Below are 26,048 nucleotides of genomic sequence, written 5' to 3'. Positions count from 1 at the left end.
AATATAGAGCCAATGGCTGCAGCTTTTTTGCTGCAGCCATTTTTTGCTTAAAAATATAAATTTTTTCCATTTTAGGCTAATTATTATTATTTTTCATACGATATATTTGTAACACGCTGTCTGTCTTTGGCGAATTTTGTAGAATACTTTTCAAAAATTCCATATGAATGGAGGTTACAAAAATGAAAATTAATAGATTTCAAACATTGCGCTTTAAATTAAGCCTGGTCATAATTTTATTTGCTTTAGTTCCGGTACTTGTTCTCAGTACGGTTTTTATTAATAGAATGAAAGCAAGCGTTATATCAGAGCAGAAAACCGCTGTTGAAAAACAGCTGTCACTTGTCAGTGACAACATAGACGTTGTTTTCAGCGACATGCAAAACAATGTAAGCTATTTTGCCCATAACAGCACTATAAAGCTTGCAGATGACACTCTTACCTCATATGTAAACAACAAAACAAAAATTAAGATGACGCCCGGCAGCAACGGCGGTATTGAACAGCAGATTTTTCAGAATTTTAAGGAATTCGGAGAAACACACCCCAGTTATCAGTATGTGTTTATGGGAACGGAAAAAGGCGGGTACGTACAGTATCCCGATGGAAATATGGACGGTGCTTTTGACCCTCGCAAAAGGCCATGGTATCCCAGCGCCGCCGCAAACCCGGATGAGGTTATACTTGGTTCGCCGTACTATTTTGCCACAGATGACATTGTAATCATCGGAGCCTCTCAGGCAATTAAGGATGACAGAGGCAAATTTATAGGTGTTATGGCAGTGGATATGAGCCTTGATGTACTTACAACCATGTTTGAAGAAGCCAGCAAGGATTTTTACGGCTACTACATGCTTGTAGACTCAGACGGCACAATAATATCAGATCCCAGCAACACAGAAAATAATTTCAAAAATATTTCTGAGGCATATGATTCACAGTTAGCCGATGCGGTTTCCGCCAATGCTGATTTTAAGCCTTTTGAAATCAAAGGAAATAATTATTTGATAAAAAGCATTCATTCTGACAGCACAGATTGGAACTATGTCTCAGTTGTAGACGAGAAAGCAATGCTCAGTGCTGTAACCACTTTAGAAAAATTGATTTACATAGCAGTTATATTGATATTTGCAGCTGCAGTTGCATTTGCACTGATTGTAAGCAACAGCATTTCAAAACCGATCAAGGCAGTTGTAAAATCGGCAAATGAGGTTGCCGGCGGTGACTTTGACGTGAAAATAGATGTGAAGGCTGACGGTGAAGTGGGACTTTTGGTTGACTCATTTAAATCGATTGGAAAAACACTTCAAACATATAAATTATACATTGATGAAATATCCGTCATACTAAATCAAATAGCTGACGGCAATATGAATTTCAAGCTTAAGTCTGATTACATAGGCGAATTTAAAAAAATAAAAGATGCTTTGTTAAATATTTCAAATACACTTACCTACACATTAAGTGAAATAAAAATAGCTTCAGACCAGATTGCAAACGGTTCTGACCAGGTTGCAGCAGGTGCTCAGGCTCTCAGCCAGGGAGCAACGGAGCAGGCTTCCTCTATCCAGGAGCTGTCGGCAACAATACAGGATATTTCATCACAGATTGATGATAATGCAAAGGCGGCACAAAATGCAAACACTCTCTCCAACCAAACCGAGACAGACATATCGGAAGCCAACTTGGACATGCAGAAGCTTATGACGGCAATGAAGGAGATAAATGATAAGTCAAATGAAATCAGCAATATCATAAAAACAATAGATAATATTGCATTCCAGACAAATATTCTGGCTCTTAACGCAGCCGTTGAAGCTGCAAGGGCGGGAAGTGCAGGAAAGGGCTTTGCGGTTGTAGCTGATGAGGTTAGAAATCTTGCTCAAAAATCGGCTGAAGCCGCCAAGGATACAACAACGCTAATAAGTGATACGGTTCAGGCTGTAACTAAGGGAACACAAATAGCTGAAAAAACAGCCTCATCATTGAACGCTGTTGTAGAAAAAACAGACGGATTGAAGACACTTATTGAAAGCATCGCCCAAGCCAGCATTCATCAGGCAGAAGGTTCCAGCCAGATTGCGACAGGCATAGAACAAATTTCTGCGGTTGTTCAGACAAACTCCGCAACATCGGAGGAAAGCGCCGCGGCAAGCGAGGAGCTTTCAAGCCAGGCAGTACTGCTGAATGGGCTTGTAACTAAGTTTCAGCTGAATGATGATGTGTCAGACAATGACAATGATGAATTAAGCAAATCATATTAATTTCCTCCAAATATTTATATAAAGGAAACTCATCGGGGATAACTACTCGATGAGTTTCCTTTTGCTATTATGTTGGCTTATATTTCATTTGCTATTTTATATTTCTGAAATTTCCGCTGTCATCTGTAACAGCATCTCCCATGTAGAATCCTCCTGTAGGTGTATGACGCCAACAATTCCCTGTTATCAGAAAAGAAGTGACGCCATATACAGACACCGTGCCCTGTAAAATTTGAGTGTAATTATATTATTCTACCGTAACTTTCTTGGTAGTGTATTTCTTCAGGCTAATTTTGTGCAAAAGGTAGATTAGCGCAAACAAAACCGCTATGCCGGGAATTAGTATTGCCGAGCTTTGATATAATCCCGCAAATATATACATAACACATGCAACTGCAGCAACAGTAAGCGCATATGGAAATTGTGTTTTAAAATGGTCAATATGATCGCATGCTGCCCCCATTGAAGCTAATAATGTCGTATCGGACAAAGGAGAACAATGGTCGCCAAATAGTCCTCCGTTTATGATGGCTGCTACTGTTACCAAGACAGGTGCACCCATCTGAATAGCTATAGGAATGCCAATAGGCATTAAAATTGCATAAGGTCCCCAGGATGAACCTGTAGGCAGTGACATTAAACATCCGACTATAAACATAATGGCCGGAAGGAAAGCAGGATTCAAAAAGTCTTTTGTAACGTCCATTATATAATAAGCAGTTCCAAGATCTTTTGTAACACTTCCCAATGACCAGGCAAAAACCATCAGTACCATCAGGTATACCATGTCTTTCATTCCGTCAAATACAGTTGTTTCAGCCTCTTTTACAGTAAATATTTTACTTCTTATGGATATTACCGCAGCCAGTATGCCCCCGGTTATAAATCCCAAGGATATTCCCTGTCTGATTACAGAACCTTTTAAGCTGGCTGCAGGGAAACCATTCATAAAAAACACTGTAAACATTACAATAAGAAGCGCCGCTAAAGGTAAAAGTACAGCTTTGGCTTGAGGTACAACCCCTTCAGGAAGTTTTGCTTCTTTTGTATTTCTTAATGGAACCGCCCCTTCTCTGAGTACCAATCCTCCCTCTGCACGTTTTTGAGCCGCAAGCATTGGACCGTAATCAAATTGGGTATATGCGACATATCCTACCATTAATAGTGTAAGTATGCTGTAGAACTGAAACGGTACCGCACCAACAAATATATCCCAGCTTGTCATACTGTAAGCTGGCAACGCGTCAAGTTCCACTTGAATCAAACCCATAATATATACTCCCCAGCTTATTATAGGAACCAATGAACATATAGGTGATGAAGTAGCATCCAGAACATATGCAAATTTCTCTCTTGACACTTTATACTTATCTCCTATGGGTTGGAAGATAGGTCCTACTAAAAGAGAATTTGCCGAGTCGGAAAACCATACGAAAATTCCTCCAAACCACATTGACAATTCAGCTTTTCTTTTGGTGTTTATCATCTTACCTGCAAACTTTGCAAATGCCGCTGCTCCGCCTGTTGCACCAATTAGGGCTACAAACGCTCCAATTATCAGTAAGTTTGTTAGTGACTGCACATTTGAATCAGATGCAATTTGAGCATATATGTAATTTGGGATTAAATTTGAAAATCCCAGGATAGGATTCCAACCGGCCAAAGCAGTCGCTCCAAAATACAAACCAACAAAAAGTGAAAATAAAACGTTTTTAGTCTTTATAGCCAGAATGATTGCTATTATTGGCGGTAAAATTGATATAAAACCATAGTGTTCCATAAAACCTCCCGTTTTTAAATTATATTTTTAAATTGTTCAAATAGTTTGACAAAGAGCTTCTGAAAAGTGCCCTTTCGAAAAAATTATCACTTTCTTTGTCTATTTCTTCAATATCCTTGGTCAGCAAGATGTTTAAATAATCCTTTATGATCACCTCATAAAATTGAATTGATTCTTTTGGCGTTACTCCAGGCCACGCATTGCAGCTTACGGTCGTTCTTCTATTGCTGTGTTCTACATTTTGAGGAAGATTATTGTACAGCTCATCATTATTATAGATTATCATTTTGGACAAATTTCCCAGAATTGTTCCTTCAATTGGTTTAAACTGACCTTCATCATATCTGTCTGCTGCCAAATCAAGAATTATTGCATGATCAGGCAAGTAACCTAAAGATTTGTTTTCAATTATCACTTCACTGAGATCCCTGCGACTTGTAGCATCTACTAAAATATCTGTAGTTTCCAGTATAGTCTTCATTAAATTGTGGCTGTATGTAACAGTTCTTGGGAGCAATTTGATAATGATTCCGGGAATATTTTTACCCAGGAATTCTTCATCGCCAAGAATCTCAAAGGATCTAGCACAATGCTGAGCAACAAATCCAACCCCCAGCACCGTCACGTTAATAGGCCTCCTGTGCGGGCTGTAAAAACCGGGCATTGACTTTTTCAACTCTTTAAAAGCAATAGCTGAACCGTTGTAAGCTGTTCTGAAATAGTCAACAAAGATTCTTTTTCCATAATCATCAACAATTGCATCCATAGAAAAAGATTTTACTCCTTTTCTTTTGAATAGCTCAACATATGATACCCTTGTGTGATAATGGCACATTGTAAAGATACTGCATCCGTCCTTAAGTTTTTCAAGATTCTTTAGTTCGGGCATTTTAATAATTACTATCAAATCCTTGTTGTAAACTTCTTCTTCCGCAACAAATTTTATCTTTGGATTTGCCTCAATGTAATCGATTTCATTTAATCCAAATCCAGACCCATAACCTTTTTCTAAAAACACTTCAATGTTATTGAATTTCTTTAAATAACTAAATAGGGAAGGAAGAAAATCCCTTACATCACCTCCAAAATTTTTGATTTTAGGAAATCCTACTGTCAATATCATCTCTATCACCTCTTCATGTATGTAACTTCAATTACATCAAAGCAAAACCCATGCCATTTTTCTAAAATTTTAGAGATCGATATTTTGTTGAATTTTGAAGGATTGATATATTGCTTGGCAAAAATTTATATAAAATTTATATAAAAATAAAACACTGTTTTAAAATTAAAACAGCGTTCTGTTCCATAAATAAAACAATATCAAAATTATTTTGACTTTTGTTTATACAAAGACAGCTTTCGAGACAAAGTCGCAGGAGATGTTCTCAATGCTTTTGCAGCATTTCTGAGAGAACCTTTTTTTTCTATATAATAGTTTATCAAGCCTATTTCATAGTCATCCACCAAATCCTTTAATGATTTATCTAACAGCAGTGTATCATTTGTAATTCGCTTAATGTTTGAAAGAGAAACATCAATTTTTTTGTACTCGTCATCATTAAATTCATTTTTGCTTTGTTCGGGATTAGCATTAACTATAATATCATCGGTAGATAACAGCATTGCTCTTTCAATTGTATTTTTCAGTTCTCTTACATTTCCCGGCCAGTCATATTCAATGAAGTTGCATAAAGACCTGCAGTCAAACTTTTTGCTATATCCGTACTTTGCATTGTACAAATTCAAGAAGAAAAACGAAAGCAGCACTATATCTTCTTTTCTGTTACGCAGTGGTATAAGATTGATAGGAAAAACATTAAGGCGATAAAACAAATCTTCTCTGAATTTATTTTCCTTTACTAAATTTTTCAGGTTTTTATTTGTTGCAGATACTATTTTAACGTCTACATTTATCTCATGTTCACTTCCTATTTTAATGAAACATTTTTCCTGTATAACTCGTAAAAGTTTTGACTGTGTTTCTAATGGCATTTCTCCGATTTCATCAAGAAAAATTGTCCCCTCATCTGCAAGTTCAAATAAACCCTTTTTTCCGAACTTGGAAGCGCCTGTAAAGGCTCCGTTTGTATAACCGAACATTTCAGACTCGAACAAGGTATCGGGAATTGTTGAACAGTTCAGCTTGACAAACCTTTTGCATCTTCTGCTGCTGATTTTATGAATATATTCGGCATACACTTCCTTACCGGTACCCGTCTCGCCGTTTATCAAAATATTGACATCCTTGTTAGCAATTCTCTCTAATAGAGCAATTTGTTCCATCATAGATTTGTTACACGTAACTATTCCGTCAAAATTATATTCTTCTATAGGTACTTTCAATGTGACAAAAGAATTTTCAATTGAACACATTTCCTTGATAAGATTCATTTGATTTCTCCGTTAAAAATAATATTCTAAACTTCTTGCCGTCTCTTCGAAATCGTTAAGCCTTTTTACGACTTTTTTGTTATCCATTTTGCCTATAGCTAATGCCAAAGCATTTATGAGAACCATTCCATTGACAAAGGAATCTGTATATGCCAATGAATAAGCCTGTATATAAATTGAATAACTCGAAAAATTGCACAATGGAGAGCTTGAATTATCCGTAATAGATATTATTTTGAAATTTTTTCTGCTAAAATAGTTCAAAAGTTTAATTGTCTCTTTGGGATATCTTTTAAATCCGAAAGCAATTACCAGTGAAGATCTATCAAAATTTTGTATATTGTCGAATGAACTTGTATCTGCTGAAGTGATTTTTTTGACATTAACTCCTATTTTATTCAGCATATATGAGGCATACTGGGCTAATGTAATTGATGACCTTGTCCCTATTATAATCACTTCGGGAGAATTTAAAATATCATGAATCAAAGATGAAAACTTATCTATTTCAATTGAATCAAGTAAATTTCTCATGTTATATGCCTCTGCATCTGCCACTGAAGTAAATATATTTTTGATATCTGATTTTGTCAGGGTGCTTGAAAGGCAGGAAACAGATTCGATTCTAGGTATCAAACTGATAATTAATTCTGAAAACTTGTGCTGAAATTGCGAAAAGTCTTTATAACCATTTGATGTTAAAAATTTGTTTGCGTCATCCTCACTTAAATTTTGATCCTTCATAAATTGCGCAAAGTTTATGTACGGAATCTCAAGGTACTTGTCAAGAATATATTCAATTATTTGAGATCCTGTTTTTTCTGTATGTATGACTTTGGGCAGAGCATTTTTAACTAATTTTTTTTCTTCTTCGTAATTCATTATAAACTCCTTATTTGATATGAGTAAAGTTATTCTCCCATACCTAATACCTTTATAGTTTTTACCCCAATCTTCCTTGCAGAGCAAGCCTGTCCCTAAATCTCAGGGTCACGTTTTCCTTGAGAATAAAATAATATCTTTTGCCATTGCAGCTTTAGGCAAAGCATAAAATTAGCTTTATCTATAGAGTAGCACAATATACTTTATTTCACAATTATAAAATTAAGCAGATTCACGAATCTGCTTAATTTTATTTTATATTTCACTATTTGTAATACTTTATTTTTAATTATTGCCCTGCACCGGATTTGGTTATTCTTCTGCCGCTTCCAGCACTTTATTGAATTCCCTGAGTTTTCTGTCTGCCATATAGAATATGCTGCCCTCCGGATATTCTCCGAATTTGTCATGTTCTCCCGCAGGAATTCCTGTCAGGATCTCTATACCTTCTTCGATTTTTTTAACAGAATAAATGTGGAACATATTATTTTTAACTGCTTCAATAACTTCATCTTTCAGCATCAGATTATCCACATTGCTCTCCGGAATCATAACTCCCTGATCTCCTGTTAGACCTGTTAAAGAGCATATGTCAAAGAAGCCTTCGATTTTTTCGTTGACTCCTCCTATGGGCTGAATCTCTCCCATCTGATTTACAGAACCTGTTACGGCTATGCTCTGCTTAATAGGGGCTCCGGACAGGCTGGACAAAATTGCATAAAGCTCTGTGCTTGAGGCACTGTCCCCTTCAACTCCTCCGTAAAGCTGCTCAAAGGTTACCTGCGCCGTCAAACCCAGTTGTTTTTCCTGTGCGAATTTTCCTCCCAGATATCCGTTCAGCGTGAGAACTCCCTTTGAATGAATGTTGCCGCTCATTTCGGTTTCTCTTTCAATATTGATAATTCCTTCTCTGCCCGAATATGTTCTGGCAGTTATTCTTGACGGCAACCCGAAGGAATATCCTGAAGTGCTCATTACGGAAAGCCCGTTAACCTGACCTACCACAGAACCTTTTGTATCAATAAGCACTTTTTTCTGAAGTATCTGCTGCTGCATTTTCTCTTCAATCATATTTGAACGATACTTTCTGTTTTTAATTGCCATCTCCACATGCTTTGCATCAACAAAATCCGATTTATATTCCTCTGATTCCGCAAGGGCTGCTGCTTCGTATATTATTTCGCTGACAACGTTGAACCGTGTTGAAAGCTTGTTTTGATTATCCGCCATCCTTGATCCGAACTCCACTACCTTTGACATTGCGTCGCAGTTCAAATGCTTTAAGTTTTCTTTCTTGCACATTGAACCTATAAATGACATATATTGCTTAATATTATCCTGTGTCCTGTCCATTTCAACATCAAAATCCACATTTACCTTGAACAGCTTTTTAAAATCCTCATCTGCCGAAAGTATATTGTAGTATACATGGCTGCCTATGAGTATAACCTTGAGATTCAGCGGAATGGGCTGAGGCTTAAGTGTTACCGTTGGCACGTACCTGCTCTGTTCCCCTATATTTTCAACAACGGCCTTTTTGTACTTAAGAGCCTTCTTCAGAGCATCCCATGCATATGAATCCATTACCAGATCCTTTGCCTGAAGAATCAAGTATCCACCGTTTGCTCTTTGCACTGCTCCCGGTTTAATCATTGTAAAGTCTGTCATTGTTGACATCATGTGATTTTTATACTCTATTTTACCGAAAAGGTTGTAGTAGTACGGATTGCTTTCTGTTACTACCGGAACACCTATGGTATTCTCGTTGTTTATAAATAAATTTACCTTGTACCTTGTAAACGGATTCTTGCTGTCTTTCGTCTCCAATATTTTAGTATCAAATATATTATCTTCCTCTTCTTCACCGGAATCCGCATCCTGCATTTCCGCAGCATACTCTTCGTTTGAAATCGAACCTGCGCTTCTGAAGATTGTGTGATTTTCAGCCGCATCCTTCAAAACCTTTTCCAAATAATTAACAATTTCAGGTATTTGTTTATATTTTTCCTTAAGCTGAATAACAAGAGGCTCCGCTGCTTTGTATGCCGTCTGCTTTTCCAATTCACCAGCCTGCTCTTCCGCTTTTCGCTGTGCGATCTGTCCGTCTCTTATCATATCATCTATTTCAGACGCTATTTTTGTTCTTTTTGATTCAATTTCTTCGCGTATGTCCAATGAAAGCTCATTGTATTCTTCCGGCGTCATCATTTTATTGTCCTTGATGGGTACGAGAAGAATTTTTTGTCCTGCCTGCTGTATCCCGAAGCCTGATTCTGCTGCAATTTTCTCCATATCCCTGAGTATCGAGGTCATTTTTTCATTGACACTTTGTATAAGAGAATCCTTTTGCTGCTGAAAGTTGCTTCCTTCGAAGGCTTTTGGAATATATACAGTCATATTGACTATGAGTTTATCCATATCCTTTTGAAATTCCTTGCCTTTTCCCGGAGGCAGAGAAATCGCCAGTGGTTTATCCCACTCACTGAAGTTATTTATATAGCACCAGTCGTTGGGCACCGAACCTTTTGCCGCCAGTTTCTTGACTGCCGACTGAGCATAAGTGCTTTTGCCTGTTCCTTGAGGCCCCAGTACGAATATATTGTAGCCGGGAGCATTCATTGAAAGCCCAAAACCCATGGAACTTACCGCCCTTCCCTGACCAATAACTCCATCAAGTATATCAACGTTCTTCGAAGTCTTACAATAATTCAACTCGCTCTCTATATTGCAGGTTTTTTTCAGCCTTTCCGCCGGCAGCCTGTTTCTCATAGCATTACTAGGTCTGTCCATTAACGTCCTCCTTAAATAATTTATAAGATAGATATACCCCTAGGATTGTTAATTAAACTGTAAAATAATTGAATAATAAAAAGCGCCTATCAGTTACTTGAACTTCAGACGCCCGTAATTACGCTTCTTCCCTAGTACTGTTAGCCATTTTGACGTATATCAATGCATGGGACAACCGTGTGTTATAATTCCACAGGCTTCTCGAAGAAGCGCCCGTTCATAAATCATTTCTCCCGTTATACTAATTGCTATTTCTTCTGGAGTAACAGCTTTAATCTCTGTGCCAATGGGAGAGTGGACGTTCTGTATTACTTCATCTAAAAATCCTGCTTCTTTTAACCGTTGGTTTACAAAAGCTTTCTTGCTTTTTGACCCAATTACGCCTACATAAACCGGAGGATTCTTTAACACTTGTTGTTGCACATCCAAATCGTAGCTATGGCCGCTGGTCATAATTACAATGTAATCAGAAATAGACAATTGTATGTAATCCGCAATTCTCTTAAAATCACCACAGACAACAGATTCTGCATCCGGAAACAATTCTGGCCTGGCAAACTCTCGACGATTATCCATAACCGCAACCCTAAAGCCAACCTTGTTTAGCATCGGCACCAATGCCTGTGTACAATGGCCTCCGCCAAAAATAACAGCTCTTTCTCGGACTGGCAATGGCATAAAAAAACTATTTTTCGTCTTCAAATATTTGTTGTGTAAAAGTGATGGTACGCTTGCGCCTGTAGGCAATGCTCCCAAAACAACAATTCCTTCTGAATCTAATATAGCTGGAAGCGATCCGTCGGTATTTAACGCCAACCAACCACCCTGATGATTAGCTAATAAGTTTAAAAGCGTTCCAGCAAGCTGTCTCCAAAACGAAAGCGAAGAATCAACATACTGAAACCAAACTTCTATATCGCCTCCACAGACCATACCAATATCATCTTTATCGCCTGTTTTCAAAAAAAACACCTTTTTGCCCGATTGCTTTCCTTTGAGATAGTCAAAAGCGTTCTGTTCGCAATGCATTTCTACTGATCCACCACCGACAGTGCCAAGAATGCGGCCATGCTCACCCACTAGCATTTGTGCACCGACACCACGGGGAGAGGAACCTTCTTGCGAAACAATGCTTACCAGAACAAGATTATGGGACTTTTCCAACTCGTACAATATTTTTGCAAATATAGCATTCATAGTAATTACCTTTCAATGAGATATATAGGAGTATTCTTATCATCCTAAGTAAAATGTTTTTTAAATATTTTTTGGAGTACCGCTTCAGCTTCTTCCTGAAACGCAAAATAGCTATCCATCATTTTTTTCGCTTCTTCAGTTAAGCGAGAATAGCCTCCGGTTTTGCCTCCTTGTTTTGTATCAAGTACAGGTACTCCAAGCTGTTCTTCCATTGTGGAAATGATTTTTCGCCCCTTGGTATATGACATTCCCATGTGCTGGCATGCACTGGATAGGGAGCCGAATTCCTCAATCAACTGTAGCAGATGATGAACGCCCGGACCATAAAACCTCTTTTCCTTACTGATTTTGATTTGGAAAGAAGCTCTCATATTCATGATGTCATGATTGTCCAAAAGATTTCCATGCAGTGTTGGTGATTGGACATCTATCAGAATTCCTTCATCGTCAGTTTCGACAATTTCTTTTTTAATGCCAGAGGCTTCAATTGCGCCTTTTAATCCGTCATTCCCCCGATAAGAAATAATTTCTGCGAAACAAGTTGACCGAAGCAAGATGGGATGTCCACAACGTCCGCCATGAGACGGGATACACACATCTCCATCCGCATCCAATAAAAGTTGGACTGTATTTTTAGAAAATACCGGAACATCAGCATGGGTAATTAGCGCCTTTGTGCACTTGTCCCGTAAATAAAGAAGACCCTGTTTTATGCTATCCAACATCTCTCCGTTTGCCGACACTGTCAAAAAAACAAGATTCATGGAGGAAACTAATTTTTGAGGCAATTCATCTTCATCCCCAACAACAACAATGCGTTGAATGCCTGCTAATTTAAAAAGCAACACAATTCTTTCAATAGCCGTAATTCTACCAACTTGTTTTTCCGGCGAAAATTTATCTCTACGCTCTGTCTTTCCTGCGGCAATGATTAGAGCAGCAGTCATAACAATACCCCTTTCCATGATTTTTCGTATGGTATAATTATATCAAATTAATACCATAACTTCAAATGGAACGGAGAAAAAAACCGCCCGAAGCTCTCCGGGCGGTTTTTGCAATCACAGGGTACCCTTGAGAAGGTTGTTCATCTGTTCATCAGTCAAATCAACATGGTAGAACAGTTCAAAAAATTCGTGAACCTCTTCCTCAACGTTGCATTCAATATAATCCGAATATATCAATGCGGAGAACCAACGCATACCAATGAGACGGTTCGGTCCGGGCGGACGGTCAACCCAGCTAAACGGTGCGTTGGGAGTACCGTATACCTTCAGTTCCTGAACAGCTTTCAAAGAAGCGTAGTCAGGATTGTTCAGGATAGCATCCGCAGCAGAACCACCACTCATGTTCGCCTTAGGCTCTCCATTCACAACAATTACATCAGGATCCCAGGCAAGTAGCTGTTCCGCGGAAATTTGTACACGAGAACCATCACCGAGCTCGAGATCTGCTACGTTAATGGCATTGATTGTATCGAGAATCTGTGCGTGAGACGAGCTGTTGGGTGCAGTTTCGAGAGAATCTTCGCCATTGCCATAGTAAACACGAACTCTCTCTTCTTCAGGTATGTTCGCAAGAGTTTCAATATCACTGAAGGTTTGCTCAGCGTAAGCGGCAAGCGCTTCGCCATGCTCTTCCACTCCTAAGAGTTCCCCCATAAATCTGAATGCTGCCACAGAATTATTAAGATCACTGTCCACGGCAATGACAGGAATACCAAGACTTTCAGACAGGGCATCACAATCGGAAATCATCGCATCATTTATTGTGCCGCAGTTGACAGCAATAGTGGGATTCGCAGCAATAACTGCTTCATAGTTAACGGCATCACCCATACCGAAGTTTGGAAGATCATGATACTCCTCAAGAATGATAGATTTTTCGATATCATTCAGTTCATAATTCCATCCTAACAGTTTGTCCGGTGCAACCATATACAGAAAAATCGCCGAAACAGGACCGGTAGAAAAAGCAGAGTCAATTTCGGTAGGTACAGTCACGATACGGCCTGCCATATCTGTGATTTCACGGGTAGTTGGTTCTTCGGTCACATTGCTTTCATCCGAGATTTGATTTTGAGTTTCTGTCTGTTGAGATGCGTCTGAGGGATTTTCCGTCTGCGCACAACCAGCAAACAGGCTTACCATCATTAGAACAGTCAAAAGCATGGCAAGCAAGCGTTTTGGTTTCTTCATAAAGCAGTCTCCTTTAATATAATTTAACATTTTGCTCCATAGTATTCCATAGTATGTATTTCATTGGTCTTGACATTTTGGAGCTGTAGCGTTATACTTTTAAATGCGAATTGCTTTTAAAAGTATAACGCAACACACAGCATAACATTACGATTTTTATTTGTCAAGTACTAATTAAAGGGGACGCCGACTATGCGCATATCTCATGTTGAGGTTCAAAATGAAGCGGCTCAGCGACACCGTTACCGGTGTTTAATGCTGGGCATGCTGATTCTTCTGCTTTTGATTACACTATTTTCATTCTGGGTGGGCTATTATCCGTTATCACCTTCTCAAGTTATACAAGCCTTTTTATCCAGGTTCGGGTATAAAGGTGATATTTTGCCACAAGCAGTCACGATTTTCTGGAGTATTCGATTACCACGAATTTTATCCGCGGTTTTTATTGGTGCGTCGCTGTCTGTTGCTGGTTCAACTTATCAGGGAATGTTTCGAAATCCTTTGGTATCTCCAGATATTTTAGGCGTTTCATCCGGTGCGAGCCTTGGTGCGGCTTTTGCTATTTTGAATGGTGCGTCAAATTGGATGGTTCAGATTGCCGCCTTTATTGGTGGAATAGCCGCTGTTGCAGCATCTTATTTGATCAGCAGGAAGTCAGCTCATTCGCACACACTTAGTCTTGTACTTACTGGATCAATGATCATGTCACTTTGTAACGCTGGTGTGACAATGATAAAATACGTAGCAGATCCTAATGATGTCTTGCAACAGATTACATTTTGGCTTATGGGAAGTCTCACAAAAACGAATATGGATGCTTTTCAGCGGAGTGCCATTCCCATGCTAATTGGACTAATATTAGTGTTTGTTTTTCGTTGGCAAATCAATCTTATGACGCTGGATGAAGAAGAAGCAAAGAGCTTGGGTATCAATATCCGTCATTATCGACTGATTTTTATTATTGCATCTACTTTACTGAGCGCTGCGGCAGTTTGCCTTGGTGGCTTAATCGGTTGGGTCGGCTTAATGATCCCTCATTTAGCCAGAGCGCTTGTAGGCGTAGATTATGGCCGGTTGATCCCCGCCAGCGCTATGTTGGGTGCCGGATATTTGGTGCTGATGGATGACATTGCCCGCTCTGTTTTATCAATGGAGCTTCCTCTCGGTGTTGTGACCAGCATAATGGGAGCGCCGTTCTTTATTTATCTCATTATCAAGAGAAAGGAGCGGTAAAAATTATATGTTGTTGGAAATTAATGATGTATTTGGCGGTTATGGCAACGGTAATATCGTAAAAGGTGTGAGTTGCAATGCAGATTTTGGAGATGTTCTGTGTCTTGTTGGTCCAAACGGCTGTGGAAAAACCACTTTATTTAGACTGTTGCTTGGTTCAATTCCGATTTCGTCCGGAAGTATCCATATTGATGGGCACAATACCAAAGCTCTTTCTCCCAAGGAGTTGGCAAACCTGGTTGCATATATTCCTCAATACCATACGCCTATTTTTGCCTATACGGTTTTGGATATTGTAATTATGGGACGAGCTTCTCATTTCTCATCTTTTGAAACACCTAAAGCAACGGATCGTGAGTCTGCATTTGCTGCATTGGAAAAAGTAAACGCATTGCATCTCGCAAATAAAAAATATACAGCTCTAAGCGGTGGGCAGCGGCAGTTGATTTTGATTGCCCGTGCTATATGCCAATCCGCCAAGGTGTTTGTCATGGATGAACCGGCCGCAAATCTTGACTATGCCAATCACCAGCTACTAATGGAAGTAATTACAGATCTTGCAAGAAGAGGATATTGTATTGTCATGTCAACCCATAGTCCGGAGCACCCATTCTCCATTGGAAGTAAAGTCCTATTGATGAAAGAGGGAAAGGTTGAAGGTCTTGGCCCTCCGAAGCAGATTATCACACCTAAAAACTTAGAGTCTGTCTACGACATCGAAATGGATGTTGTTACAATACATGATCGCTATGGTATGGAAAGGACAATTTGCCTGCCTGTAAAAAACACAGAAAATCTCTTGCGCCAATATAAAATGAATGACGCATGACAGAAATTAGGAGGAATATAATGATTCATGCATTAATTGTTGGTCCCCGCCATATCGGTAAAACCACTTTGATCAATAGTGTTTTGCAGAAATTAGGGAGACCAATATACGGATATCAAACAAAGAAAGAATCGCTTCTTTCGGATTCCCAAATGAGAGAACCTGTTTATATCTATGAACCGGGAAAACCACGGGTTCAATCAACAAAAAACCTTCTTGGCTACTGCAGCCCTACTGAAGGGTTTAAAACCATGGCGGGTGTATTTGATGCTTATGCACCTAAAATTTTAGCTTCAGTGCCGAACAGTAGCGTAATAGTGTTTGATGAAATAGGATTTATGGAATCAAACGAAAAGCAGTTTTGTGATGCTATTATTTCAAGGTTAGATGGAGAAGTTCCTGTAATTGCTGCTGTGAAAAATCAGAAAGGGTTTGCATTTTTAGAACAAGTTCGGACGCACCCCAAATGCCATTGTTTTTATATCACGGAGGAAAATAGGGATGCCCTCAAAGTTGAAGTGCTGAAATTCATGCGAGAACAACTAAAATTTTCTGCGTGTGCATCCATAGAAAGGAAAAAATGATGAAGTATATAGATAAAATGGATATACAATATAAGCCAAATTACAATCTTGTCGATTTAGAGTACTTTGTACAAATGCAGGAGTCTCGCCTTCCGGATACACCGGATCATTCTGCGAAAAAATGGGACAAACGGGCTGAGTCCTGGAAAAAAGAGCGTATCAATCAACGCAAAGGGGATGAGCGTGTTTATAGTGCGGTCAAACTTTTAGAACAGCGTGGTGTTTTGAACAAAAGTTGTGATGTTGTGGATATCGGTTGTGGCCCCGGGCGATTTGTTGCTGAATTTGCTCGAAAGGCAAATAGTGTTCTGGGTTTGGACATCTCAAGTAAAATGATTGAACATGGAACGGAGCATATTGTGCAGCAGGGACTTACTAATGCTGTTCTTCGTGTCTGCGATTTTCAGACCATTGATATTGAAAGAGAGGGCTACAAAAGAGCTTTTGATTTAGTATTCTGCTCCATGACTCCGGCTATTCATGGCATGGATGGTCTAATCAAGTCTATGGAAATGAGTCGTGCATGGTGTTGCAACATTACTCATTTGAGTGGACATAATCGGTTGAGAGCCCAAATCATGCGAGAAGTTTTTGGACAAGAATTACCGAAACAATGGAGCGGCAGATGGTTTTATTCCCTTTTTAATGTCCTTTTCCTTATGGGATATAATCCTGAAACAAGCTATGAAAACCGGCATCAGGAAATCATTATAACGCCAGGTGAAGAATATGTAGCGTTCATTATGGAGCACATGTTGCCGGAATACGAACAAACCGATAGAAACGCTGCCAAAATTTTATCTTGGCTAAAATCACATGCGGACGAGGACGGACATCTTCTGGAAATTACCGATTCGAGTTATGGTACTATTCTGTGGAATATTAGGAATAAAACCGAACGTCCGGACTATCGAATATTGGAGCAGGGGGTATAATATGCAGTTACCTACGAGAAGTCAAGTTCTCAAAACATTATTTGAAAAATGGACACCTACAGTTTCGGCCGAGGTTATCCCTACTGATGAAGCACTGGGACGTGTTCTGACCCATGATTATCATGCGCTCTACTCCATTCCTGTTGTGCGGGCTTCGGCTATGGATGGCGTTGCTGTAATTAGTTCCCGATTTGCGAGTGGAATACCCGATACCAAGCTGTGGGTTAACGGAGTTGATTACTGTCGAGCAGATACAGGAGATGATTTCGATGACCGATTTGACGCTGTGATCCCCATCGAGCGGGTATCCATTACAGAATCGGGTTTATGGATTAATCCTGACATAACGGTTCAAAAGAATATGAATATTCGGCCCCATGGAAGTACAATCTCGAAGGGGACGCTCGTTGGTAAAGCCGGGCAGAAACTATGTTCTTTTGATTTGGCTTGTCTTGCAATGGGCGGTGTAACAGATGTGGAGGTTCACAAAAAGCCTCGAATTGCATTCTTGCCTACAGGGAGCGAATTGGTTCCATTAGGGGCAGAAGTCCTAAGAGGAAAAAACATAGATAGCAATAGTGTTTTTGCGAAAAACATTCTTTTGGAGATGGGTGCTGAACCTGTAGTCTACCCTATTGTAAAAGATATTCGGGAAAAACTTGAAGTCACGTTGAATCAAGCTCTCTCTGAGGCAGATGTAGTTATTCTCAGCGGTGGTTCTTCTAAAGGAGAAGAAGATTTCAACGCACGTATTTTGGAAGATCGAGGTGTTGCACTGTTCCATTGGGTAGCGGCAGCACCCGGAAAGCCAATGTGTGTTGCTGTTATTGATAATAAACCAGTAATCAATATTCCGGGGCCCCCAGTTGCGATGTTGTATGGGATGGATTGGTGTATCCGTGCAATTGTTCATCGTATGTTGCACATCCCTATGCCTAAACGTCAAACGATTACTGGTGTACTGACTGAAGAAATTAAGGCACCTCCCTCCATGGAAATTCTGTGTTTAATGGATGTGGAAAATGGGCCCGATGGCTATTTGGTCAAGCAAAAGCCATGGAAGGGAGGAAGTATGGCAAACAGTCTGGCCGCTGGAGCTTTCTACATAACCGAATTGGGCGTGGAAACTAAACACCCGGGGGAACCTTTGGAGGTCACTTTATTGCGTGGAGAAGAATATTTTGTATAGTGTTTGGTTATATTTATTTCAATTAGTCGTTTACCCAAAAAATAGTGTGAACACAGCTTACCTGTGTTCACACTATTTTGTCTTGTTATCGCTCCCAATCGTCCCGATTTTTCTTCGGCTGGGTCTGTTGGCGTTTTTATTACCTGAACACAATTTCACCATATATATGAAACTTTGCAACCGAATATTTTATCGCACAAAAAAAAGAAGGACTCTCGTCCTCCTATGTGTACTTTTATACAAGATTTCTTTCCACAATCTGCTTTACTATGAATGTAGCAACGTGGTTTGCAAAACTTCCAGAGCCAAAGCCCGCATCATACCCCAGCTCTTGTGCCAGATCATGAAAAATACGAGGGCCTCCGCACACTAATACAATTTTATCTCTCAGCCCTTCTGCTTCCAGCATTTCAACAAGCTGAGTAAGATTTGCTATGTGAACGTCTTTCTGGGTAACAACCTGTGATACAAGAATTGCATCCGCGTTAACTTCAATAGCCTTAGCTATAAGTTCCTCGTTTGGAACCTGGCTTCCCATGTTTATTGCTTCTATTCCCTTATATCTTTCTAGACCGTAGTTTCCGTCAAAGCCCTTCATGTTCATAATCGCATCTATACCAACGGTATGGGCATCTGTTCCTGTGCAGGCGCCTACAATGACCACATCTCTCTTTATGTTTTCTTTGATGTAGTCCTGAATCTCATATCTGTCCATAAATTCCATATCAACTTTTGGAACCTCAATGGATGTATAATCAACAGTATGTGTGCACTTTCCGTACATTATGAAGTAAGTATAGCCTATGCCAAGATCCTTTGAATAAACAACTGCAGGCTCATCAAAGCCCATTTTTGAAACCAGCTGCCTTGCAGCCTCACTTGCTTCATCTCCGTAAGGTATCGGCAGTGTAAAACTCATCTGTACCATTCCGTCGTTTAAAGTATCTCCATATGGCTTAACCTTTGTAAGATCAACCTTCTGAATACCTTCCATTACTTTGCACCCCCTAACATCAAATCTATGAACGGGTTAAAGTATTTTTCATGTTTTTCAATAACACCTTCCAGACCTTTTCCGCCTGTAAATGCTCTTTTAACTCCTCCAAATTTTCCCTGTTCAATAGTGCTGAATATTCCCTCTTTTTCAATATCCTTCAGAAGGCTTTCAGCTTTTTCAAGAACTTCCTGTGCTCTTTTCTGAATTATACCGTCTTTTTTATATTCTATTTCATCACCTATACTCCTGGCATTGTTGAATATATATTGCGCATTTTCAATGGACAGCATTCTATCCTGAAGATGCGGTGTATGAATTGCTTCCGTAGGCATACCCAAAAGCTGAATTCCCTGATGGGTCCATATGGATATCAGGTTGAATAAAGCATCCTGCAAATGTCCGCGGAATATGTTACCTGTCATGAACTTTGTAGGAGGCATGTATTTAAGAGGGGCATCAGGGAATATTTCTCTAGCCATCTGTGCCTGAGCAAGTTCAAACAAAAATCCATTTTCTAAAGCAGGATTCATTTCAAATGCATGGCCAAGTCCCATTTGTTCCTCAGGCAGCCCTGCTTTAAGAGCAAATTGCTCATTTATAAACTGAGATGCCAGCACCGTATGAGCCTCTTCTACAGCATCTGACGTAGTCAGGTAATTGTCCTCTCCAGTGTTGATAATTATTCCTGCAAAACCATTTATTATTCTTGAAAAATACTGATCCACCAATGTTCTCTGCATGTTTATATCTCTGAACAGTATGCCGTAAAGAGCATCATTAAGCATTACGTCAAGCCGTTCCATTGCACCCATTGCGGCTATCTCAGGCATGCATAGTCCCGAACAGTAGTTGCAGACACGTATGTATCTTCCTACCTCTTCGCCCACCTCATCCAGAGCTTTTCTCATTAATCTGAAGTTTTCCTGAGTTGCAAAAGTTCCTCCGAATCCTTCTGTTGTTGGTCCGTATGGAACATAGTCCAAAAGACTTTGTGCCGTGGTTCTTATAACAGCTATAACGTCAGCGCCTTGTCTGGCAGCAGCCTGTGCCTGGATAACATCTTCATAAATATTTCCCGTAGCAACAATTACATATAAATATGGCTTTTTACCTTCGCCGATTGTATTTAAATATTCTTCTCTTTTTGCTCTGGTGAGTCTCACTCTTTCAACCATTTTCTTTGCGGTTTCATAGACTGCATCCATAATTTTATTTTCATCGGCAATGGGAAGCTTTGTAATTTCTATTTCTCCCGCACTTACCGCTTCAGCTATCTCCTGAGGAGTCTTGCCGGTATGCACCATTGCATTACCTATCCAAAATGCTGCTCCTCTGGATAATCCACCACCCTCTTTAATGCTGTCAATCAGCACGTTGGGAAGCGGTTTGTCAATTTCGTCCACTCCGTCAACGCCCATTAGCCTTGCCACAGTTCTTTCAACAGTAACAGTAGTGTTTTTGTCTATAAACTGCTGCGTCTCTTCTGCTATGCTTGCGGCAGCTGAACGCGCGCTGTCAATGAGCTCAGGGCTTAAGTTTAACTTGCTATCCATAAATCCTCCTTTACCTCCGTCATTCTGACAGTAGATTGATAATCTCCTGCTGAAACAACACGAGATACTCATCTGTAATTCAGTATGACAGTATCACTATAAATAATTTTCTGCATCATTTATCACTTCTTCAGGTATGCCTGCCATTCTAGCTATCTTAATGGCATCCTTAGGTATATCATTTTTATATTTGACCTCAATTAGTCTGTAATCCATATATTTTGAAATCTGCTCTATATTGTTTATTTTGAACAAATCATCGCTGTCAGGAAGAGTTAATCCCGCAACCTGGAGATTCTGCACATCTTCATCATTAGCCACATTGTCGTAATGGGTTGTCAACACTGTTATGCAGCTTTTACTTTTCAGATACTTAACAACAGCCTTTGTAATAGCATATCCTTCTTTGGGATTTGTGCCTCCGGCCAGCTCATCTATGAGAATCAGGCACCTTTCCGCCGAGTATTCCAGCGCTTCCTTTAAATTAACAATTTCCGCACCAAATGTACTCAAGCCTTTTTCAATGGACTGATCATCACCTACAGATATGAATATATGGTCAAAAAGACAAAGTTTGGCATACTCGCAAGGTACAAACATTCCATACCCGGCTAATGCAGCAATCTGTCCTATCATCCTAAGACTTACAGTCTTTCCTCCCATGTTTGCGCCGGTTATACAGGCGACATTTTTCCTTAAACTCACATCTATGGGCATATACTCCTTACGCTTTTCCTTCAATGATTTTTCAAGTTTCAGGTTTCTGCCAGATTTAATTGTTATTTCAAGCTCATGAACAATTTCAGGTTCAACAGACCTTGTTTTCTGAGCAAAATTTGCTCTTGCTATGAGATAGTCCGTTTCTCCTATGATATTAATGTTGCTCATTATTAAGTCATAATATCCTTTTATTTCCTTGGAAATTTTTTGACGAACTTTGAACTCTTCATCATCTTCTTCATTCTTCAAAATTTCCATCCTCTTCTCAAGCTCGTCTATTTCTGAATTGTTTTTAATTTTAAAAATAATATTTAAGTAATTTTCTCCGCATATTCTTAAATTAGCATCATTTGAAAACTCTTCTGCCTTTTCCTGTTCCGATTTGCTTATGGTTATTTCATCCTTGAGGTTTAGCTTTATGCCGTATTTTTTTTCTACTTCTTCCTTTATTGCTTTTTTAAGCACTCCAATATTTTTTTCAGCAGCCTTTTTTTCATCTCTTATAGATTTTAGTTTTTCAGAATAATCATCATAAATATAAAATGTGTTCATTCTTTCATTGGCAGGATCTAAAAGCTTGTAAAGCTGCGGTATGGGCGTTAATTTTAAATCGTCAATGGATAATGTTTTTAAATATTTCTCCATTTTTTCCGTTTGAATTTGGAAATTTTTTATTTCAAACAATTCAACTTCATCTAATACCTGATTATGCTTCGTTCGCTCCAATGTTTCATATATGTTTTTTATATGTTTGAGCACATCAATGATATCACGCCTTCTAGGGCTTTCAATAAATGCCCTGATTTTATTGAACTCTTTTTTAAGGTCTGCCTCTTGACCTTTCCTAAAAGGCTTTGCTTCCCGCTTTTTTTTGATACCATATTCGGTTATAGGCCTAACCTCATTAAAGATATAGTTCATATCTATATTTTTAATTGTGTTTTCTGTCATAAAACTGGTCACTCTAAATCACCGCCCGCTACCACATCAATTATTTTAACTTCCGGCAGATATTTTTCCATTTCCGACTTAAATATCACACTGTCAAAAAAGTATCCTACCGGAGATACAGGATTCAGGGTAACCGCAATAACATTTATTGTATTAAGAGTTTCAGCCTTCAATCCTTTTCTTTTCAGCTCGTTCCACACATTTATGTCTGTAAACACCTTTGTTCCGTCTTCAATTACTATTTTAATACCTCTTAAATATTTATTTTCGCCTATGTCTCTTAACAATGAAGTGGTTACCGCTCCCTTTATAAAGACATGTGTCGTTTTTTCATCCACCAGATCGTTTATTTTCTTGCCTCCGGTTATGCTGGTTTTAATGTCGGGCACAATTACATCGCCGGTGTTTTGAATTATGCATGTTGATTTTTTCCTGAATATAATTTTCCTGATACCATCGTCCGTCTGCTTCAGAAGCATGCACTCTACCGCATGAGCTGTTTTTTCGGCGACCTTTTTTATGTCCCTGCTAAGCACCGCTCCAGTGGCAATGATGCATGCATCCGATATCACAGGCGAGGAAGCTGCCTTTCTGTCGATTGCTCCATCGATAAAAACAACTTTTGCCCCGTAGTGCTTCAGACGTCCCGACACGTACTTCATGTCCGTCACGCTTACAGGCCCGGCAATCTGCATATTGCCGCTCTGCCTTATCCTGACGATTATAACCTCTCCCATAGGTGTAGAAATTCCTGTGGTTTCCAGAATTTCTGCCTTTGCATCCGAAAGCATAAATGTTTTTTTTGCCGTAGCAACATACATGCCCTCTGTTACAAATATGGACGGTTTTTGTGTCTGTGTAACCAAATCTAAATTTTCTCCGTCCCTGCCCGCAGAGGTAATTCCTATATTCAATCTTAAATTTTCTGCCTCACCTATGAGATAATTGAGAGCCACAGTCTTTCCCGCGTTTTTCGCAAGACCGACTATGGATACTGTTTTGTATTTATTTTTCTTAATACTTTCAATTAATCCCATAGCTGCCCTCTTAATATCTATAATTAGCAAATTACGTTTCGGTCATTCTGATTGCAGTTATTATTTGCTATCAGAACGACCGGTTTATTCTTTATTGTTATTTGTGTACTCTGTCTCTTCTTGCCAGTTTAGTAGGCTCCAATGCCAAGTCGCTTCCCTGCAGCAGTCCGGCTACTCCTGTTAATGTATCCTCTTTTTTGCCTTGACATACATCACATGTACATTCCATATCCGGAAGATGCGGTTCTGTATATGTTGTAATAACTCCCTCATAATTCCTCAGAATGATCCTGTCAGCAGACTGCGAAAGAACATAGTTAGGCATTACAGGAATCTTTCCGCCGCCTCCCGGTGCATCAACAACAAATGTAGGAACGGCGTATCCTGAAGTATGTCCTCTCAAACTTTCAATAATTTCAATTCCTTTTGCAACAGGTGTTCTGAAATGTTCAATGCCCAATGAAAGATCGCACTGATAAATGTAGTAAGGTCTTACTCTGTTCATAACAAGCTTATGAACAAGGTCTCTCATAATATGCGGACAGTCGTTAACTCCTCTTAAAAGAACTGACTGATTTCCAAGAGGTATACCTGCATCCGCCAATTTTCTCAATGCCTCCATTGATTCCGGAGTAAATTCGTTCGGATGGTTGAAATGAGTATTCAGCCAAATTGGGTGGTATTTTTTAAGCATGTTAACCAGATCGTCTGTTATTCTCTGCGGCAATACAACAGGTGTTCTTGAGCCGAGACGAACTATTTCAACATGAGGTATCTCTCTTAATTTCTTTATGATATATTCTAATTTTTCATCTGAAACCAGCAGACAGTCTCCCCCTGACAGCAGTACGTCTCTTACCTCGGGATGATTTCTTACATAGTCGATGCACTTATCGACATTTTCCATTGAAACCTCATCGTCGCATTGCCCTGCAAATCTTCTTCTTGTACAATGTCTGCAGTACATTGAACATTGATCTGTTATAAGAAATAAAACCCTGTCCGGATATCTGTGAGTAAGCCCCGGAGCCGGTGAGTCCGTATCCTCGTGAAGAGGATCAAGCATATCAGCAGAACTTACATGTGTCTCGACAATTGTCGGAACTGCCTGCATTCTGATTGGATCTCTGGGATCATCCTTATCCATATGAGCAGCATAGTACGGAGTGATGCCCATTCTGAATTTTTCCAAAACCTTTGATATATCTTCTGCTTCCTGTTCAGTTATATTAATTATTTTCTTAAGTTTATCAACTGAATCAATTCTGTTTTCAACCTGCCATTTCCAGTCGTCCCACTCTTCAGGCTTTACGTCCTTCCAGAGTTCGATTTCATTATAATAACCCACTATAATACCTCCATTTATAAATTAAATTAATAGGTAAAATACTAATTGAAAAAACTCAATTAGTATTTAAACTCAGATGCCTGATTAAGCATACAGCTCTGTATACAGCTCTCTTAACCCTTTGCTTTCTCTCATTATCTGCAGAGCCGTATCCGCATGTCCTTTTGTATATCCGTTACCGATAATCATATTTACATCTTTACCCACGCCCTCAGCTCCTAATGCTGCTTTTGTAAAGCTTGTAGCCATGCTGAAGTAATATACGGTACCTTCATCTTTTGTCGCAAGGATTGCCGACATTTCGCAGTTAGGTCTTGATACGCAGCTTATTACCAGGTCGCACAGTTTACCGTCTGTTGCTTCCATTACTTTGTCGTACACTTCGATTGCATTTGTAGCATCACCAGCTATGCACACGTCAGCAAGACCGAGTTTTTTAACTGTTTCAAGAGTGCTTTGTCTGTGAGCCCAGCATATAACTTTTCCGCTTGCACCTGCTTTTTTCTTTGCTTCGTACAGGCAGAGAAGTCCGGATTTTCCTGATCCTCCAAGAACCAACACTGTATCTCCTTCTTTTACCAGCTTAACAGTTTGCGCAGGAGCTCCTGCTACGTCCAATACAGACAATGCAAGATTTTCAGGTATGTCTGAAGGAAGTTTCGCATATATTCCGCTTTCAAATAAAATAGCCTTTCCTTTAATGTCCACCTGATCAATATCTTTTCTTACAGTAAGTATTTCTTCTATAACCAAAGGTGTCAATGATAATGAAACCAGCGTAGCAATCTTATCTCCCACTTTAAGATCAGTCTTTCCTTCCAATGCAGGTCCTACTTGCTCTACAGTTCCGATGAGCATTCCGCCTGATCCTGTTACAGGGTTTTGATGCTTTCCTCTTTCTGCTACGATTCCCTTCATTATTTCTTTAATTTTTTCTACGTCTCCGCCTGCCTGGTCGCTTATTTGAGTGAAACTTGCCGAGTCTACATTCAAAGTTTGAACGTTTATCAAAATCTCGTTGTCGTATATCTCCATTGTGTTATCGATTTTAACTGCCGGCTGCGGCAATACTCCTTTTGGCTCAATTACTCTGTGTGTTCCGTATGGGTTTCCTTTTTTGATCATAGTGCCTCCTAAAATAATTGCAAATTTTTTATTGGGTTTGGG

General features: G+C 39.4%; 20 protein-coding genes. 6 read left to right on the top strand and 14 right to left on the bottom strand.

The window, feature by feature from the left end:
* The first annotated feature begins 182 nt into the window (after positions 1-182).
* Positions 183-2,264 carry a methyl-accepting chemotaxis protein gene (locus RBQ61_RS03805; RefSeq protein WP_308139196.1) on the top strand — a complete coding sequence of 694 codons (2,082 nt, stop codon included), beginning with the start codon at positions 183-185 and terminating at the stop codon, positions 2,262-2,264.
* Between the two features lie 247 nt (positions 2,265-2,511).
* Here RBQ61_RS03805 and RBQ61_RS03800 read toward each other — a convergent pair whose 3' ends face one another.
* From RBQ61_RS03800 to RBQ61_RS03765, 8 genes are all read right to left on the bottom strand, one after another.
* Entirely contained in the window at positions 2,512-4,044 is a 1,533-nt protein-coding gene (locus tag RBQ61_RS03800) for a Na+/H+ antiporter NhaC family protein (protein ID WP_308139195.1), read from the bottom strand.
* A gap of 19 nt (positions 4,045-4,063) precedes the next feature.
* Positions 4,064-5,167 carry an alanine dehydrogenase gene (locus tag RBQ61_RS03795; protein ID WP_308139194.1) on the bottom strand — a complete coding sequence of 368 codons (1,104 nt, stop codon included), beginning with the start codon at positions 5,165-5,167 and terminating at the stop codon, positions 4,064-4,066.
* Positions 5,168-5,373: 206 nt separating this feature from the next.
* Positions 5,374-6,438: a sigma-54-dependent Fis family transcriptional regulator gene (locus RBQ61_RS03790; RefSeq protein WP_308139193.1), complete on the bottom strand. Its 1,065-nt coding sequence runs from the start codon at positions 6,436-6,438 to the stop codon at positions 5,374-5,376.
* A gap of 12 nt (positions 6,439-6,450) precedes the next feature.
* Positions 6,451-7,320 carry a MurR/RpiR family transcriptional regulator gene (locus RBQ61_RS03785; RefSeq protein ID WP_308139192.1) on the bottom strand — a complete coding sequence of 290 codons (870 nt, stop codon included), beginning with the start codon at positions 7,318-7,320 and terminating at the stop codon, positions 6,451-6,453.
* A gap of 312 nt (positions 7,321-7,632) precedes the next feature.
* Positions 7,633-10,110, bottom strand: a complete 2,478-nt coding sequence (locus RBQ61_RS03780) for a Lon protease family protein (RefSeq protein WP_308139191.1) — start codon at positions 10,108-10,110, stop codon at positions 7,633-7,635.
* A 159-nt stretch (positions 10,111-10,269) separates the two neighbouring features.
* A complete protein-coding gene (locus RBQ61_RS03775; protein ID WP_308139190.1) occupies positions 10,270-11,307 on the bottom strand; it encodes an XdhC family protein in 1,038 nt (345 codons plus the stop codon).
* A 44-nt stretch (positions 11,308-11,351) separates the two neighbouring features.
* Complete coding sequence (locus tag RBQ61_RS03770; protein WP_308139189.1) at positions 11,352-12,254, bottom strand: NTP transferase domain-containing protein; 903 nt, start codon at positions 12,252-12,254, stop codon at positions 11,352-11,354.
* Positions 12,255-12,368: 114 nt separating this feature from the next.
* On the bottom strand, positions 12,369-13,505 hold the full coding sequence (locus RBQ61_RS03765; protein WP_308139188.1) for an ABC transporter substrate-binding protein: 1,137 nt from the start codon (positions 13,503-13,505) through the stop codon (positions 12,369-12,371).
* Positions 13,506-13,697: 192 nt separating this feature from the next.
* Here RBQ61_RS03765 and RBQ61_RS03760 point away from each other — a divergent pair, with 192 nt between their 5' ends.
* Genes RBQ61_RS03760 through RBQ61_RS03740 form a run of 5 tightly spaced genes read left to right on the top strand, consistent with a single transcriptional unit; the run spans position 13,698 to position 18,275 of the window.
* On the top strand, positions 13,698-14,738 hold the full coding sequence (locus RBQ61_RS03760; RefSeq protein WP_308139187.1) for an iron ABC transporter permease: 1,041 nt from the start codon (positions 13,698-13,700) through the stop codon (positions 14,736-14,738).
* A 7-nt stretch (positions 14,739-14,745) separates the two neighbouring features.
* Positions 14,746-15,567, top strand: a complete 822-nt coding sequence (locus RBQ61_RS03755) for an ABC transporter ATP-binding protein (RefSeq protein WP_308139186.1) — start codon at positions 14,746-14,748, stop codon at positions 15,565-15,567.
* A 20-nt stretch (positions 15,568-15,587) separates the two neighbouring features.
* Entirely contained in the window at positions 15,588-16,151 is a 564-nt protein-coding gene (locus RBQ61_RS03750) for a nucleoside-triphosphatase (RefSeq protein WP_308139185.1), read from the top strand.
* Positions 16,148-17,086: a class I SAM-dependent methyltransferase gene (locus RBQ61_RS03745; RefSeq protein ID WP_308139184.1), complete on the top strand. Its 939-nt coding sequence runs from the start codon at positions 16,148-16,150 to the stop codon at positions 17,084-17,086. The genes RBQ61_RS03750 and RBQ61_RS03745 overlap by 4 nt, the downstream gene beginning before the upstream one ends.
* A gap of 1 nt (position 17,087) precedes the next feature.
* Positions 17,088-18,275: a molybdopterin molybdotransferase MoeA gene (locus RBQ61_RS03740; protein ID WP_308139183.1), complete on the top strand. Its 1,188-nt coding sequence runs from the start codon at positions 17,088-17,090 to the stop codon at positions 18,273-18,275.
* 235 nt (positions 18,276-18,510) lie between these two features.
* Here RBQ61_RS03740 and RBQ61_RS03735 read toward each other — a convergent pair whose 3' ends face one another.
* The 6 genes from RBQ61_RS03735 to RBQ61_RS03710 all read right to left on the bottom strand — a co-directional run bounded on the left by RBQ61_RS03735 (position 18,511) and on the right by RBQ61_RS03710 (position 26,006).
* Complete coding sequence (locus RBQ61_RS03735) at positions 18,511-19,269, bottom strand: OAM dimerization domain-containing protein (protein WP_308139182.1); 759 nt, start codon at positions 19,267-19,269, stop codon at positions 18,511-18,513.
* Positions 19,269-20,825 carry a lysine 5,6-aminomutase subunit alpha gene (locus tag RBQ61_RS03730; protein ID WP_308139181.1) on the bottom strand — a complete coding sequence of 519 codons (1,557 nt, stop codon included), beginning with the start codon at positions 20,823-20,825 and terminating at the stop codon, positions 19,269-19,271. The genes RBQ61_RS03735 and RBQ61_RS03730 overlap by 1 nt, the downstream gene beginning before the upstream one ends.
* Positions 20,826-20,921: 96 nt before the next feature.
* Complete coding sequence (locus tag RBQ61_RS03725) at positions 20,922-22,496, bottom strand: DNA mismatch repair protein MutS (RefSeq protein ID WP_308139180.1); 1,575 nt, start codon at positions 22,494-22,496, stop codon at positions 20,922-20,924.
* An 8-nt stretch (positions 22,497-22,504) separates the two neighbouring features.
* The gene (locus RBQ61_RS03720; RefSeq protein ID WP_308139179.1) at positions 22,505-23,533 is read right to left on the bottom strand and encodes a hypothetical protein; all 1,029 of its coding nucleotides are present in this window, start codon (positions 23,531-23,533) and stop codon (positions 22,505-22,507) included.
* A gap of 97 nt (positions 23,534-23,630) precedes the next feature.
* Complete coding sequence (ablA, locus tag RBQ61_RS03715) at positions 23,631-24,881, bottom strand: lysine 2,3-aminomutase (protein ID WP_308139178.1); 1,251 nt, start codon at positions 24,879-24,881, stop codon at positions 23,631-23,633.
* 84 nt (positions 24,882-24,965) lie between these two features.
* Positions 24,966-26,006: a zinc-binding dehydrogenase gene (locus RBQ61_RS03710; RefSeq protein ID WP_308139177.1), complete on the bottom strand. Its 1,041-nt coding sequence runs from the start codon at positions 26,004-26,006 to the stop codon at positions 24,966-24,968.
* Positions 26,007-26,048: the final 42 nt, after the last annotated feature.

Source organism: Sedimentibacter sp. MB35-C1 (genome assembly GCF_030913635.1).
Taxonomy (GTDB): Bacteria; Bacillota; Clostridia; order Tissierellales; family Sedimentibacteraceae; genus Sedimentibacter.
This window is presented reverse-complemented; position numbering and strand designations above follow the sequence as displayed.

Bases quoted from the DNA above. Each gene is read 5' to 3' on its own strand.
- RBQ61_RS03755 (WP_308139186.1), top strand. From the start codon at position 14,746: ATGTTGTTGGAAATTAATGATGTATTTGGCGGTTATGGCAACGGTAAT.
- RBQ61_RS03800 (WP_308139195.1), bottom strand. From the start codon at position 4,044: ATGGAACACTATGGTTTTATATCAATTTTACCGCCAATAATAGCAATC.
- RBQ61_RS03750 (WP_308139185.1), top strand. From the start codon at position 15,588: ATGATTCATGCATTAATTGTTGGTCCCCGCCATATCGGTAAAACCACT.
- RBQ61_RS03720 (WP_308139179.1), bottom strand. From the start codon at position 23,533: ATGGGATTAATTGAAAGTATTAAGAAAAATAAATACAAAACAGTATCC.
- RBQ61_RS03765 (WP_308139188.1), bottom strand. From the start codon at position 13,505: ATGAAGAAACCAAAACGCTTGCTTGCCATGCTTTTGACTGTTCTAATG.
- RBQ61_RS03745 (WP_308139184.1), top strand. From the start codon at position 16,148: ATGATGAAGTATATAGATAAAATGGATATACAATATAAGCCAAATTAC.
- RBQ61_RS03785 (WP_308139192.1), bottom strand. From the start codon at position 7,320: ATGAATTACGAAGAAGAAAAAAAATTAGTTAAAAATGCTCTGCCCAAA.
- RBQ61_RS03760 (WP_308139187.1), top strand. From the start codon at position 13,698: ATGCGCATATCTCATGTTGAGGTTCAAAATGAAGCGGCTCAGCGACAC.
- RBQ61_RS03790 (WP_308139193.1), bottom strand. From the start codon at position 6,438: ATGAATCTTATCAAGGAAATGTGTTCAATTGAAAATTCTTTTGTCACA.
- RBQ61_RS03740 (WP_308139183.1), top strand. From the start codon at position 17,088: ATGCAGTTACCTACGAGAAGTCAAGTTCTCAAAACATTATTTGAAAAA.
- RBQ61_RS03805 (WP_308139196.1), top strand. From the start codon at position 183: ATGAAAATTAATAGATTTCAAACATTGCGCTTTAAATTAAGCCTGGTC.
- RBQ61_RS03725 (WP_308139180.1), bottom strand. From the start codon at position 22,496: ATGACAGAAAACACAATTAAAAATATAGATATGAACTATATCTTTAAT.
- RBQ61_RS03735 (WP_308139182.1), bottom strand. From the start codon at position 19,269: ATGGAAGGTATTCAGAAGGTTGATCTTACAAAGGTTAAGCCATATGGA.
- RBQ61_RS03795 (WP_308139194.1), bottom strand. From the start codon at position 5,167: ATGATATTGACAGTAGGATTTCCTAAAATCAAAAATTTTGGAGGTGAT.
- RBQ61_RS03780 (WP_308139191.1), bottom strand. From the start codon at position 10,110: ATGGACAGACCTAGTAATGCTATGAGAAACAGGCTGCCGGCGGAAAGG.
- RBQ61_RS03710 (WP_308139177.1), bottom strand. From the start codon at position 26,006: ATGATCAAAAAAGGAAACCCATACGGAACACACAGAGTAATTGAGCCA.
- RBQ61_RS03770 (WP_308139189.1), bottom strand. From the start codon at position 12,254: ATGACTGCTGCTCTAATCATTGCCGCAGGAAAGACAGAGCGTAGAGAT.
- RBQ61_RS03775 (WP_308139190.1), bottom strand. From the start codon at position 11,307: ATGAATGCTATATTTGCAAAAATATTGTACGAGTTGGAAAAGTCCCAT.
- RBQ61_RS03730 (WP_308139181.1), bottom strand. From the start codon at position 20,825: ATGGATAGCAAGTTAAACTTAAGCCCTGAGCTCATTGACAGCGCGCGT.